At 73.5% G+C, this 13,067-nt stretch carries 9 protein-coding genes; 1 reads left to right on the forward strand and 8 read right to left on the reverse strand.

All coding sequences use genetic code 11. The features are described from left to right. Positions 1-110: 110 nt before the first annotated feature. The 5 genes from ABZ780_RS31010 to ABZ780_RS31030 form a co-directional block, all read right to left on the reverse strand. Positions 111-1,616 (reverse strand): hypothetical protein, encoded by a 1,506-nt coding sequence (locus ABZ780_RS31010; RefSeq protein ID WP_357488306.1) that lies wholly within the window; start codon positions 1,614-1,616, stop codon positions 111-113. Between the two features lie 172 nt (positions 1,617-1,788). After that, positions 1,789-3,885, reverse strand: coding sequence for an amino acid transporter (locus tag ABZ780_RS31015; protein ID WP_357488307.1), 2,097 nt, complete (start codon positions 3,883-3,885; stop codon positions 1,789-1,791). A gap of 87 nt (positions 3,886-3,972) precedes the next feature. Then, complete coding sequence (locus ABZ780_RS31020; protein ID WP_357000637.1) at positions 3,973-4,374, reverse strand: hypothetical protein; 402 nt, start codon at positions 4,372-4,374, stop codon at positions 3,973-3,975. Positions 4,375-4,729: 355 nt separating this feature from the next. Next, positions 4,730-5,500: a DUF5995 family protein gene (locus ABZ780_RS31025; protein WP_357000636.1), complete on the reverse strand. Its 771-nt coding sequence runs from the start codon at positions 5,498-5,500 to the stop codon at positions 4,730-4,732. 131 nt (positions 5,501-5,631) lie between these two features. Then, positions 5,632-8,529 (reverse strand): AAA family ATPase, encoded by a 2,898-nt coding sequence (locus ABZ780_RS31030; RefSeq protein ID WP_357000633.1) that lies wholly within the window; start codon positions 8,527-8,529, stop codon positions 5,632-5,634. A 192-nt stretch (positions 8,530-8,721) separates the two neighbouring features. On the opposite strand from ABZ780_RS31030, the gene ABZ780_RS31035 reads away from it, so the two are divergent. Beyond that, a complete protein-coding gene (locus ABZ780_RS31035) occupies positions 8,722-10,878 on the forward strand; it encodes an adenylate/guanylate cyclase domain-containing protein (RefSeq protein ID WP_357488308.1) in 2,157 nt (718 codons plus the stop codon). A 2-nt stretch (positions 10,879-10,880) separates the two neighbouring features. Here ABZ780_RS31035 and ABZ780_RS31040 read toward each other — a convergent pair whose 3' ends face one another. The 3 genes from ABZ780_RS31040 to ABZ780_RS31050 form a co-directional block, all read right to left on the reverse strand. Further along, positions 10,881-11,426 carry a YciI family protein gene (locus ABZ780_RS31040; RefSeq protein ID WP_357000629.1) on the reverse strand — a complete coding sequence of 182 codons (546 nt, stop codon included), beginning with the start codon at positions 11,424-11,426 and terminating at the stop codon, positions 10,881-10,883. Positions 11,427-11,483: 57 nt separating this feature from the next. Next, positions 11,484-12,302 (reverse strand): class I SAM-dependent methyltransferase, encoded by an 819-nt coding sequence (locus ABZ780_RS31045; protein WP_357488309.1) that lies wholly within the window; start codon positions 12,300-12,302, stop codon positions 11,484-11,486. A gap of 96 nt (positions 12,303-12,398) precedes the next feature. Then, a complete protein-coding gene (locus tag ABZ780_RS31050; protein ID WP_357488310.1) occupies positions 12,399-12,965 on the reverse strand; it encodes a dienelactone hydrolase family protein in 567 nt (188 codons plus the stop codon). Between the last annotated feature and the right edge of the window lie 102 nt (positions 12,966-13,067).

The raw sequence follows: 13,067 nt of genomic DNA on the forward strand, positions 1-13,067 counted from the left end.
GGGCCGGGAAGCCGGCCTCCTGCTCCCAGGAGACCACCAGCGGTTCGATCCGGTCCCGCCACTGCGGCGCCACCGCCAGCACGGCTCGGGGTGGGTAGCGCGTCTGACGCTCAGCGGAAGCAGTGCGAGATCGGCACGGCGCTGCCCTCGCAGTTGGTCGGCTCGTTCTCGACGACCACGCTCTCGTCGTCGAGCTTGACCTGGGCGTGCGAGGCGAAGATGCCGCCGGGCTTCACCGTCGCCGCGTTGTGGGTGACCTTGCTGGTGTAGAGCGCCACCGAGCCCGCCGTGGCGTAGATGCCGCCACCCTTGGACGTCGCACCGACCGCCTCGTTGCGGGTCACGTCGCTGCCGCGTACCAGCAGGTTCGCCTTCTCGGCGTAGATGCCGCCACCGAGGCCGTGGGTGGTGTTGCCGTCGACCACGCTGTCGTCGAGCGGCGTCAGGCCCTTCACGGTCGAGATGCCGCCACCGTTGACGGTGGACGTGTTACCGCGGATGGTCATCTTGCGCATCACCAGCACCGCGTCGGAGTTCGCGGCGCCGCCACCGATCTGCGCGGTGTTGTTCAACAGCTCGGTGTCGAAGACCTTCGTCCGGGCCGAGAAGCTGGCAAGCCCGCCGCCCTGCACGGCACTGTTCTGGGTGAAGGAGACGCCCTCCACCTCGGCCGCGCCCCGGTAGTTACCCAGCCCGCCGCCGTACGCGTTGGCGCTGTTGCGGTGGAACTCGGAGCGCTTCAGCGTCAGCACACCACCGTTGAGCAGGCCCCCGCCCTTGCCCGCGGCGCCGGCGGCGCTGTTGCCGATGAACGTGGAGTCGGTGACCACCATGTTGCCGTCGTTGAAGAAGCCACCGCCGCCACCCTCGGGCGACAGCGACGTGCTCTGCGTGACGGTGACGCGCTCCACCACGGCGGTCGCGCCGTGCACCACGTGCAGGCTGCCACCCTCGATGGCCGAGCGGCCGTTGTGCAGTTCCACGTCGCGCAGGGTCAGCTCGCCACCGTCGCGGACGGTGAAGAATCGGAACGCGGCGGCCTGGGCGTCCCGGGCGATGGTGGCGCCCGCCCCGTCGATCGTGATGGGCTGGTAGATCACCGGCAGGCCAGCGGTGTCGTCGGCCGGGTTGCGCGGCGGCGCTTCCGCGTCACCGGGGGTCTCCGCGGCGTCGGCCGCCTCCCGTGCGTCGCGGATCCCACCGTCATACTGGTCCTTCTCCTGGAACGCGTCGGCGAGGGTGTAGCGGCACTTCGGCGCGAGCCGCAGCTCCCCGCCGCCCTCCGCGTTGGCCGTCACCAGCGCCGCCACCAGCTTTGCCGGGTCGCAGGGCACCTCGACCACGCCACGCCTGCCGGTGCCCGGCGCCTGTCGTGGGGCCCGCGCGGCGTCGTCGCCGGCACGCTCCGGCCGGTCGTCGACCCGCCGGTCGTCCTCGCGGGCCGCGGCGCTGAGCCTGCCCAGGCCCGGGAGCGAAAGGTCGCGGTCGGCCGCGGCGGCGACGCCCGCCACTCCGGCCGCCCCCACCACCAGGCTCCCGGCCAGGAAGCCGCCGGCTAAGAACCATCGGGACCGCCGTCTGGGTCGTGCCGGGTCTCCTCCTTGGTACGTGGACATCAGGGTGCCTGCCTTCCTGGCTGCGTAAACGTGACCGCGCGCCGATCCGGGCGCGGGGCACTCGACGAACCGCCGACCACCAAACGTCACGATATGTCCGCAATACGGACAGGAAGGTGTGAACGTGAAGAACGCTGTCATTCATCTTTTTCTTCACCAGATGGTGCGCAACTCACCCGCCGACGTGGATGCCCGGTCGACGTGACGGATCCGGCTCGGTACGGCGCAGGATCTCCCGTACGACCGGTGGGGTGTCACCCCGGCCGAGGATCAGATAGCGCAGCAGGTGCGCGATCGGGCTCCCCTCCGACCACTCGAAGTGCGCGTGCGGCCGGACCCCGGTGGCGTCCCGCAACGCCAGCAGGATCGCGGCGATCGCGTTCGGCGCGGCCGGGCTGCTGGCCCGCAGCAGCCGGAAGCCGCCCACCTCGACCCCGTGCACCCGCAGCACCTGACTGAACTCCGACGGGTCCACCACGTCGATCTCCAGGAACAGCACGTCGGCGGCGCCGGGCACCGGGTTCATCCCCCGCTGCGCACGCTCCTTGATCGTGTACTCCTTCAGCGAGCCGTTCTGCCGCTTGTTGGCGATCAGGTGCAGTTGCCCGTCGTGGGCCAACGACTCGGTGATGAACCGGCGGGCCGGCTCGTCGAACTCGATCCGCTCGGCCCGCAGTTCGGTGGTCCGGGTGATCCGGGAGATCAGCGACACCGCGACGATGCCGAGGATGAACAGCGCCGAGATGGTGATCCCGTCCGGCTGCTCGAAGACGTTCTCGATCAGCGCGTACAGCAGCACCAGGCTCAGCACGCTGAAGCCGACGGCGGCACGGCGTTGGTGGCGGCGGGCCGCGGAGATGGTCACCGCCACCGCGCCGGAGACCATCATCGCCAGGATGCCTGTCGCGTACGCGCCGGCCTGGGCGTTGACGTCGGCCCGGAAGGCGATCGTGATGGCGACGCTGACCACGGTGTAGACGATCACCACGGGGCGCACCGCCCGAGCCCACTCCGGGGCCATGCCGTACGACGGCAGGTACCGCGGCACGATGTTGATCAACCCGGCCATCGCCGAGGCGCCGGCGAACCACAGGATGAAGACGCTGCTCACGTCGTAGATCGTGCCGAAGGCCTCGCCGAGGTAGGCGTGCGCCAAGAAGGCCAGCGCCCGGCCGTTCGCGCCGCCGCCCGGGCTGAACTCCTCGGCCGGGATGAGCGCGGTGGTCACGAACGTCGTCGAGATCAGGTAGACCGACATGATCAGCGCGGCGGTGGTGAGCAGCCGGCGGGTGTTGCGGATCCGGGCCGCCAGCCGGGCCTGCCGGTCCGGCCCGTCGGCCGCCACCAGGGGCATCATGCTGACCCCGGTCTCGAACCCGGACAGGCCCAGCACCAGCAGCGGGAAGGCCAGCACGGCGGTGAGGAGCACCTGGCCCGGGCCAGCGCCGCCCTCGGTCAGCGCCGCGGTCCAGTCCGACACGATGGCCGGGTCGGCGACGATCCGGGACACCGCGACCACCACGATCACCGCGTTGAGCAGCAGGAAGACCGCCACCAGCGGGATCGCGACCACCACCGCCTCGCGGAACCCGAGCAGGAACACCCCGCCGAGGACGAGCAGCAGCACGACCGTGACCACGACCGGGACGACGGGGCCGTGCATGGCGTCCGGCAGGTACGGGTTCTCCAGCAGGTGCACGGTGGCGTCGGCCGACGACAGGGTGATCGTGATGATCCACGAGGTGGCCACGAACCCGAGCAGCACCAGCACGAAGATCTTGCCCCGCCAGAACGGCAACAGCCGCTCCAGCATCGCCACCGAGCCCTGCCCGTGCGGGCTCTCCTGGGCCACCCGGCGGTACATCGGCAGCATGCCGAACAGGGTGAGCGCGACGATCAGCAGCGTCGCCAGCGGGGAGAGCGCACCGGCCGCCACCGCCGCGATGCCCGGCAGGTACGACAGGGTGGAGAAGTAGTCCACCCCGGTCAGGCACATCACCTGCCACCAGGCGTGCCGGCGGTTCTGCCCCTCGGCCGTCTCCGGGCCGGGCGGCTGCACCTGGTGCTGGAACAGCCACCGGCGCAGCGGGCTCGTCGGCGGCGCCGACCGGGCCGGGCTGGCGACCCGCTCGGGCACCACGACACCCCGGCGGCCGCCCCGATGCGGGCGGGCCGGGTCGCGGGCGGCGCGCAGCGCCGGGTCCGGCCCGGTCGATGTGTGGCGTCGGCCGCTCCACCGTCGCGGTCTCCCCTGGTGCTCGTCAGCCATCGCCCGTCCCACCCTCGCAGGTTCTGATCCGACGGTAGGCGGTAGCCCACGGCCCGACCGGCGGAACCGGGCACGTGGATGGCCTGCTCAGGGTCGGTCCGGTGCGCTGAGCAGCCGACTCAGCGCGGGTGGGTCGGCCACGGTCACCGTGGCCGCCGGATGCCGGGGCCACCCCCCGGGCGCCAGGGCCGGCACCGGTACGCCGAAGCGCAGGCAGAGGCCGCCGGCCGTGCTGCTGCCGAAGCTCACACCACCGTCGGCCAGCGACAGGTGCGGGCCGATCACCCGCCACCAGCGGTACGGGCCGGTCACCTCGGCGGCGGTCACGTTCCGTCGGTCGGTCCGCAGGCGCCACGGCCCGTACCGGATCAGCAGATCCCGCTCGGTGACCGCGACCCAGGCGGTCGCCGGCCGGACACCCAGCAGCGCCAGCGCGGGGCGGAACACCGGGTCGAAGCGGAACGGGAACCGGATCGGGGTGCCGGTCATCGCGCACCCGGCCGGGCGGCGGGCCGGGGCACCGGGCCACCCGGGCGCAGCGGGCCGGGTCGGGCGGGCCGGGGTCGGGCGGCGGGCCGGCGCCGGGCCAGGACGGTCATGGCGCGGGCGTACCCCGTACCGGCCCCCCGACACCCTGGATTTTCGGCCGACGCCAGGCCGCTCCCCCGCCGGCCGGCACCCCCCGGGCCGGCCGACGGCGGCGGACGGTCGACACCCCCCGAGGCCGACCGGCCACCTCCCCCCGCGCCGCGGAACACGAACGCGGGGTGGGCGGAGCGGACGGGACGCGCCCCCGCGCTCCGCCGCCCCCCACCGGGCGGAACGCGGGGACCCCCCGTCCCGGCTACTGCAGGAACGCCCCCAGGGGCGAGAGCAGCAGCCGGCCGAGCGCGGCGGCGTTGTTGTCCAACCGCCTGCGCTCACGTTCGTGGGCGTCCGGATCGTGCCGGCACCGCCAGATCCTCTGCGCGTTGCGCCAGGCGACATCGCGGGTGTACTCGACCAGTTCCCCCTGGTACCAGTCGTCGATCTCACCGTTGAGCATGTCGATCAGCAGCTGCCACCGCTCCAGGTAGCCGCGGCGCAGACCGGGGATCTTGTCCGCGAAGATGTTGTTGATCTCTAGGTAGTCGTGGTGCTGGTCGCTGCCGTCGACCGGCTCCGACTCCAGGTGGTCGAACGTCGTCACCAGCGCGAACGGCAGGTCGAAGTTGATGTGCGCGTTCACGCCGGCCGCCGCCGACGGCAACGGACGGGCGTCCGGCCCGCGCATCCGCTCGAAGAGGCACGACCACGCCTTCGGCGTGCCGGGGCTGGAGTCGGTCCACAGCCGCATCGCGTCGAAGTACCGGGCGGCGAACTCGACGTCCAGCCGCGAGAGGAACACCGGGTCGACGAAACGGTCGTCGTACAGGCCGTCGAGCACGCTGCTGGTGATCGTCAGGTAGAGCTTGTTGAAGTCGGCGAGCGGGCAGCTCTCCTCCAACGGCGGCAGTCGCACCAGCATGTCCTGGAGCTTCGTGAGGTGATCGACCACCGCCGGCACGTCCGCGGGGTGATCGGCGAGCAGGTCGACGATGTCCCGGTGGACAGGCCCCCAGACCGGTTCGGTCATCTCTCCTCCATGGTGTGCGCAGCACCACTGTGCCGCCGTCGACGGGGCACAGCCTCTCAGCCGCCACCCGTACGCGGGATCAGTAGAACGACGTATCCGGCGCGCACAGGCGCCGCTGACGGACCGGCCGGTCAGCCGCGCCCGTTGCGCAGCTGGATCGCGCTGGCCTGGACCCGGGTGCGGACCTGGAGCTTGTCGAAGATGTGCGACACGTGCACGCCGATCGTCCGCTCGCTGATGAACAGCCGCTGCCCGATCTCCTTGTTGGTCAACCCCTCGGCGACCAGGGCGAGCACCTCACGCTCGCGCGCGGTGAGTGCGGCCAGATCGTCGTCGACCGACTCGGCCGGCGCGCCGCCCCGGGCGCCGGCGTTGTCGTGTTCCTGCAGCGGCACCCGGGCCCGCCCGGCCAACTCCCGGATCTCCGAGGTCAACGGCACCGCGCCCAACCCCTGCGCCATCTGGTACGCCTCACGGAGCAGCCGGCCGGCGGTGGCCAGCCGACTGCGCCGGGCCAGCAGGGCCTCGGCCTGCCGCAGCCGCGAGTACGCCGCCGGGTAGGGGTGGTTACGCCGGTCCCACTCGGCGGCCGAGGTGGCCCACAGCTCCGGGTCGCTGCCGTCGAGGCGGCTCACCTCGGCGGCGCAGAGGGCCAGGAAGCCGTCCACCACCGACCGCACCGGCGGGGCCGCGGAGAGACTCTTGCGAGCGACGCGGTCGGCCACGTCGCGCAGCCGACGTACCGCCGTGGGGTCCACCTCGACGGTACGGCTCGCGTGCGCCTCCGCCTCGGCGCGCAGGCCGTGCCAGACCAGCGCGGACAGGATCGTGACGTCGTCCGAACGGCTCTCGATCAGGCCGCGCTGCACCGCCTGCCGCGCCACGTCGTGCCGGCCCTCCCACATGGCCAGTCCGGCGCGCAGGGTGAGCAGCGGGATGACGTGTCGGGCGCCACCACCGGCGAGCACTGTCGCGACCGCGTCGAGGTCCCGGTCGGCGGCCTCGATGTCGCCGTAGCCCACCGAGAGCCGGCAGCGGGCCAGCAGCAGCTCGACAGCGTCCGCTCCGGACGGTCGGTGTCGCAGCGCGGCGGCGACCACCTTCTCCGCCTCGGCCCACTGGCCCACCCGGAACAGCCCGTTGGTGGCGATGGCCAGCAGCCGGGTCTCCCAGGTACGGCCCAGACCCAGCTCGGCCACCCGCTCGGCGCCCCGCCGGGCCACCACCACCCCCTCCTCGAGGATGTTCAGTGGCCCGGTCAACAGCTCCGCCAGGTGCAGGTACGCGCAGGCCACGTCCTCCGGCTGACCGGCGCGTTCGGCGGTGTCGAGGGCCTGGCGCATGACGGCCAGCCCGGCCTCCGGGTCCTCCAGGCAGGCGTCGCTGAAGCCCAGCGCCGAGCTGGCCAACACCACCTCGGTGGCCGAGCCCTCCACGTCGGCGGCCAGTGCCAGCGCCTCCCGGGCCCGCTGCCCGGCGTCCGCGTACCGGCCTAGGTGCAGCAGCAGCTCGGCGAGGCGCGCGGCGGCGGTGGCCCGCTCGCGCGGCGAGCAGTCCGCCGCCTCCAGCGCCCGCTCGTACTCCTCCTCGGCCAGCGCCGAACGCCCCGCCGCGGCCAGGTAACGGGCCCGGCGGATGTGCAGCGCGCAGGTCGGCTCCCCGCCCTGCACCTCGGCCAGTTCCTCCAGCAGGGCCAGCGCGCGGGCGTGCTCCCCGCAGTGGTGGGCCGATTCGGCCGCGTTGCCGAGCAGCTCGACGCGGTCGGCCGCCACCGAACCCGAGTCGCCGGCCAACTGCAACGCCGCCGACCAGTGCCGGTGCGCCTCGGCGTAGCCGTGCAGCCGCTCGGCCTCCTGTGCCGCGGCCACCGCCGCCGGCAACGCCCGGGCCGGCTCGCCGGCCAGCCGCCAGTGATGCGCCAACCGGGCCTGGTGCAGCTCGCCCGGCGCCGCCGTCAGCGCCTCGGCGTAGCGACGGTGCAGCCCGGAGCGTTCGGCCGGGAGCAGTTCGTGTGCCAGCACCTCGGCGACGAGACGGTGTCGCAGCCGGTAGCCGTCGTCGGCACCGACCAGCAGCCGGTGGGCGACGGCGGCGCGGGCCGCGTCGATCAGCTCCTCCTCCGGCAGCCGCAACACCTCGGCCAGCAGCCAGTGCTGCACCGGCTCCACGCCAGCGGCCACCGCGTGCACCACGGCGTGCGCGTGCTGCGGCAGCGCGTCCACCCGGTCGAGGAAGATCTCCCGCAGCGTCTCGGACAGCCCGTCCCGCCCGTCGCGCAGATCGCGCGCCAACTCCTCGACGACGAAAGGGTTTCCGCCGCTGCGCTGCCACACCTGCTCGGCCGCCTCGGCGGCCAGCGCACGGCCGACCACCGCGGCGGCGAGCACCTCGGTGTCGGCGCGATCCAGCGGCGCCAGGTCGAGCACCCGCACCGTCCGCAGCCGGCGCAGCTCGGTGAGCACCCGGCGCAGCGGGTGCGCGCCCTGCAACGACTCGGCGCGCACCGCGGCCAGCACGGACAGCTGGAGGTCACCGAGACCGGCCAGCAGGTAGAGCAGGAGTTGCCGGGTGCTGCGGTCGACCCACTGCAGGTCGTCCAGGATCAGCACCAGCGGTCGCCCCTCGGCGATCAGGTGCAGCCCACGGGACACCCGCTCCAGCAGCGCGCCCGCGCCGTCGGGGCTGCCGGTCTCGTCGGCGAACATCTGCAACAGGCCCCGCACCGCCGCGGAGGTACGCGTCTGCGAGGGGGCCAGGTCGTTGTCGAAACGCCGCAGCGCCTGCAGCAACGGGTGCAGCGGGGAGGCGTCGCCGATGTCCAGGCAACTGCCGGTCAGCACGAGTGCGCCCTGGTCACGCAGGCCGGCACCGATTTCACCGAGGAGGCGCGTCTTGCCCACACCGCTCTCGCCGGTGAGGAAGACGGCGGCCGTCTGCCCCTGTGCCACGTCACCGATCAGGGCGGACCGAACCGTCTGCACCAGCTCGGCCCGGCCCACGAGCGGTGCGGTGTCCACATCGCTGGCCATGGCACGCAGCCTAATCACACCGCCCCGGACCGTTCTACGGCCATCTGCCGCTTGTGGTACTCCTCGCGTCGACATTGCGACTAAAGGTTGCGTGTGGCCGACATACGTCGTTCAGCAGATCCCCTGTCAGCCCACAGATGCCAATCTCCGGAGGTCGTCAGCCGTCAGCGGGGAAGGACCGGTGCGCTACCCATGATCACCATTGTCGCCGACAGTCAGCGAACCGACCACCCACACTGGCCGGTGCCGGCCGAGAGACGCACCGTCACTGTGCTGTTCGTCGACATCGTCGGCTCCACCGCGCTGGTCGACCGGCTCGACCCGGAGGACGTCCGCGCCCTGCAACGCGCGTACTTCGACACCGTCGCCGGCGTGCTGCACCGCTGGCAGGGCGTGGTCGAGAAGTACGTCGGCGACGCGGTGATGGCGCTGTTCGGGGCACGGCACTCCGACGGCTTCGACGCGTACCGGGCGGTGCGCGCGGGGCTGGAGATCCAGGCCGCGCTGGACCGTCGGCCGATGGTCGACGACATCAGGCTGCGGGTCCGCGTGGGCGTCGCCACCGGCGAGGTGGTGGTCGATCTGGGCGACGCGGTCAGCGGCGGCCACGGCGTGGCCAGCGGCGCGGTGATCACCACTGCGGCCCGCCTTCAGGAGTACGCCCCACACGGCGCCGTCGCGCTCTGCGCCACCACCGCCCGGGCCACCGCCGGCCTGATCGCCCAACGCCAACTGGCACCGGTGCCGGTCAGCGGCCGGGTCCCGCCGATGCCGGTCTGGCACGCCGTCGGCCCGGTACGCGCCAGAGCCGACCGGCACGACGGTCCGCTGATCGGCCGCCGCCGCGAGCTGGCCACCATCTCCGAGCAGCTCACCCGGGCGCTGCACGAGCGCAGCCCCCGCTGGGTGTCCCTGGTCGGCCCCACCGGCAGCGGCCGCAGCCGACTGCTGCACGAGCTGACCCGGGCACTGCCCACGGTGGACGGCACGCCGGTGCGCTGGTGCGTGGTGGCCTGCCCGCCGTACCCGGACCAGGTCCTCGCCCCGGTCGCGGAGCTGCTCCGCGGCCTCGCCGGGATCCGTCACGGTGACGGCCCGGCAACCGTCCGCGAACGCCTGACCGGCACCCTGACGCCGCTGTTTGCGCCGGACCGGGTCGCCACGGCGGTGCCGGCGTTGCAGCGCCTGTTGGCCGCCCCGGACGGTACGGCCGAGGCGCTGACCGGCGCCGCGATCTGCCGGGACGTCCTGCTGCGCCTGGCCGCTGACCGACCGTTGGTCGTCGCCGTGGACGACGTGGACCGGGCTGCGCCCGCGGCGAGCCGGTTCCTGCACACGCTGTTCAGCGCGGCGACGGCGCGCGGGCTGCCGCTGGCCGTCATCACCGTGCACCAGCCGCAGTGGGCCGACACCCGGCCCGGCCCCGCCCGCCGGGTGACGATCCGGCCGCTGGCCACCGTGCAGTCCGGCCGGCTGCTGCGTCAACTGCTGGCCCGTGCCGGCCAGCCGGTCGCCCTGGTGGATCGGCTGCTGCCGTTGGTGGGCGGGCGAGCCGGGCACGCGGTCGCGTACGTCGCGGCGGTCACGGCGGGCGCGGACCCGGCGACGCCCGAACTGCCCGAGGCGGTCCGTCGGGACGCCGGCGCGGAGCTGGACCAGTTCGGCGGTGAGCACCGGGCGGTGCTGATGGCGGCCGGCACCCTCGGCGGCGAGATCTCCGGAGCGACCGTCGACCGGGCCCTCGGCTGGACGCCCGGGCGGTCGACCGCGGCGCTGCGCGACCTGGTCGCCGCCGGCCTGCTGCTCCCCCGCCGCGCCGGCGGCTACGTGTTCGCCGCGCCCGCTCTGCGCCAGGTCGCCGCTGAGCGGCTACCGCGCGCGCTGCGGGCCGTCTTCGCCCGCCGGGCCGCCGACGTCCCGCGCCTGGACACCCCGCGCCTGGACACGGTCCGGCCGCTCGCCGTCCCGCGCGAGGATCGCGCTGGTGCCGTTCGTGCCGCCGCCCCGCACGTGGAGGATGTGCACCAGCTCATCCCCACCGCGACGACACTCACCCGAGCGGCCACGCCGACTCCCGGTATCAGCCGTCCGCCGTCCTCCCGCCACCTGCGAGCCGTCGCGGCGGCCGGTGCCGTGCCGCCGACCCACTCGTCGGGGCCGCCCGCCAACACGGGTGTTCACCGGTCCCCGGGCCGCGACCGACGCCCAGCGTCGACCCGTACGCCGCCCGCTGTCCTGGGATCAGCCGGACGCGGCCCACTCTCCGGCGTCGGCGCTCCGCCTGGCACCGCACGCGCGGTGCCGCTTTCGCCGCTGATCCGCCGTTCGGGCCATCTGGCCGCCGCCTGAGGTCAGGACGGCCGCCCGCCGAACTGCCAGTTGTGCACTTCGATGTCGGCGTACCGATCCCGGGTCAGGATGGCACGCGCCGCGTCCGGGTCCGACGCCCGCACCAGTGCGGCGGTACCGAGCCACGTGGCGGCGTCGTCGGACAGCATCGGCCCGTACGCGATCAGGTCTTGCGAGTCGGGCGGCACGGCCAGGTCGGCGGCCTGCCCTCGACCGAGGCCGAGCACCAGGTACCGGTCGCCGCCAGTCCGACCTCCAGGAAAATCCCACATCGTGCGGCCGAGCGCGTTGCGCCACCGGCGCAGCAGCACGTCCCGGTACGCGCCGGCCTGATAGTTCGGCTCGTCGAAGGCGAACGCCCGAGCAGCGGCCGGATCGGGCACACCGACGATGTGCACGCTCCCGGTGGGCGTGTCGCCGACGAATGTCGGGCCACGGGCGATCATCGTCGCCGCGTACCGGTCCATGTAGGACCAGTGCTCTTCCCGCAGCTCGTCGCGCAGCGTCGCCGAGCCGGGCCGGTCACGGTGATAGCACAGAAACTCCATGCCCCCCATTCTCGACGCGGTGGCACGCCGCCACGGGACGGGCCCTGGTTGGTCGTCCTACGGCACGGACGCCGAGGCCAGCAGCGCCGCGGTGGGGAGCGCCAGCAGTCCTTCCGTGTTGCGGTAGGCGGTTGTCAGCTCGTCGTATGCGGCACGAATGCGGGAGATCATCTCTGGCGGCTGGGCCTCCATCACCAGACCCGGCGTGCTGATGCCGTTGGCCGGGCCGCTCCACCACGCCTCCGGGTCCGTGCGATGCGCCCAGCTGACCGTCCCGCAACGCACGCCGGTGAGCCCGGCGGCGTCGAGCAGACCCGCCAACCCATCGGACGTACGCGGGAAGTCCTTGTCCGCGTCCACCTTGGGCGCAGCCGTCATGCGCGCGACCCCGGCGGCCTGGAAGATCTCGGCCCAGAGACCCTGTGCCCGGGGCGGAGGGTACGGCCAGATCGTCACCGCGATCCGGCCACCCGGCCGGACGACTCGTCGGAGCTCGTTGACGGCGGCCAGCGGATCGCCCACATGGTTGAGCACGAAATTCGCCACCGCCGCGTCGAAGGGCCCGGTGGGGAACGGAAGATCGGGCAGAGCCGCGAGGCGAACCTCGTCGGCGGACGGGACCCGGCTGCGCGCCAACCCCACCATGCTGGGCTCGGCGTCGACGGCGACAACGGTGGCGCCCCGAGCGCAGGCCAACCCGGCCACGGTCCCGGAACCCGTGCCGACATCGAGCACCCGCGTGCCCGCGGCGACGTTGGCGGCGTCCAACAACGAGGGCGCGAGATGGGCACAAAGTGCGGCGAAGCTGCCGTCGAACGCCGCCGCCCGGCCGGCCCAGCGTGACCGCTCGTGGCCGTCGAAGGCTGTCGTCGTCATCGCCCCACCCTCTCCGAAGGGGACCTGGGTGAGGCCCCAACGTATTGGATCGAAGGTGCCTTCGATGACCGCCGCCGGTCGACAACCGACCGGCGGTCAGCAGGCCGCCAGGAACCCCAGCACCCTCGGCCACGCCTCCGCGGCAGCTTCCGGGGCGTACTCGGGCAGGTCCGGGTCGGTGAACAGGTGTCCCACGCCGGGATAGCGGAAGACCGTCAGGTCGGCGCCGGTGTCGATCATCGCCTGCTGCCACTCATCGACCTCGTCCGGCGCGTCGTACGGGTCGGGGTCGGCGAGGTGCAGGTGCACCTGCAGCCCGGCGCGGACCGCGTCCGGCGCGCCACCGGTGCCGTGCAGCAGGAGCAGACCGGCGGAGTCGGGGCGTTCGGCCAGCAGCGCACCGGCCACACCGGCGCCCATCGAGAAGCCGGCGAGCACCGTCTCCGCTGGCAGGTCGCGCAGCGCTGCCCGGGCCCGGTCGAGCACCACCTCGTGGCCGATCTTGTCGAGCAGCGCGAAGCCGTCCTCGACGGTGTCGGTGGCCGCGACGCCGTACAGGTCGGGGGTGGTGACCCGGTGCCCGGCGGCGCGCATCCGGTCGGCGGCGGTACGCACGGCGGGCCGCAGCCCGTACACGGAGTGGAACAGCACGACGTGTCGCATCCGATCATCCTGCCGCAGCCGGGCGTCCGTCCGGTGTGGCCACGCGGGACGGACGTCGGACCAGCCCCTGCGTCGCCGACCGGTCACGACATCCGAGAGGTA

The sequence above is a fragment of the Micromonospora sp. NPDC047467 genome (genome assembly GCF_040643095.1).
In the GTDB taxonomy this organism is placed as follows: domain Bacteria; phylum Actinomycetota; class Actinomycetes; order Mycobacteriales; family Micromonosporaceae; genus Micromonospora.

Bases quoted from the DNA above. Each gene is read 5' to 3' on its own strand.
- ABZ780_RS31010 (WP_357488306.1), bottom strand. From the start codon at position 1,616: ATGTCCACGTACCAAGGAGGAGACCCGGCACGACCCAGACGGCGGTCC.
- ABZ780_RS31015 (WP_357488307.1), bottom strand. From the start codon at position 3,885: ATGGCTGACGAGCACCAGGGGAGACCGCGACGGTGGAGCGGCCGACGC.
- ABZ780_RS31020 (WP_357000637.1), bottom strand. From the start codon at position 4,374: ATGACCGGCACCCCGATCCGGTTCCCGTTCCGCTTCGACCCGGTGTTC.
- ABZ780_RS31025 (WP_357000636.1), bottom strand. From the start codon at position 5,500: ATGACCGAACCGGTCTGGGGGCCTGTCCACCGGGACATCGTCGACCTG.
- ABZ780_RS31030 (WP_357000633.1), bottom strand. From the start codon at position 8,529: ATGGCCAGCGATGTGGACACCGCACCGCTCGTGGGCCGGGCCGAGCTG.
- ABZ780_RS31035 (WP_357488308.1), top strand. From the start codon at position 8,722: ATGATCACCATTGTCGCCGACAGTCAGCGAACCGACCACCCACACTGG.
- ABZ780_RS31040 (WP_357000629.1), bottom strand. From the start codon at position 11,426: ATGGAGTTTCTGTGCTATCACCGTGACCGGCCCGGCTCGGCGACGCTG.
- ABZ780_RS31045 (WP_357488309.1), bottom strand. From the start codon at position 12,302: ATGACGACGACAGCCTTCGACGGCCACGAGCGGTCACGCTGGGCCGGC.
- ABZ780_RS31050 (WP_357488310.1), bottom strand. From the start codon at position 12,965: ATGCGACACGTCGTGCTGTTCCACTCCGTGTACGGGCTGCGGCCCGCC.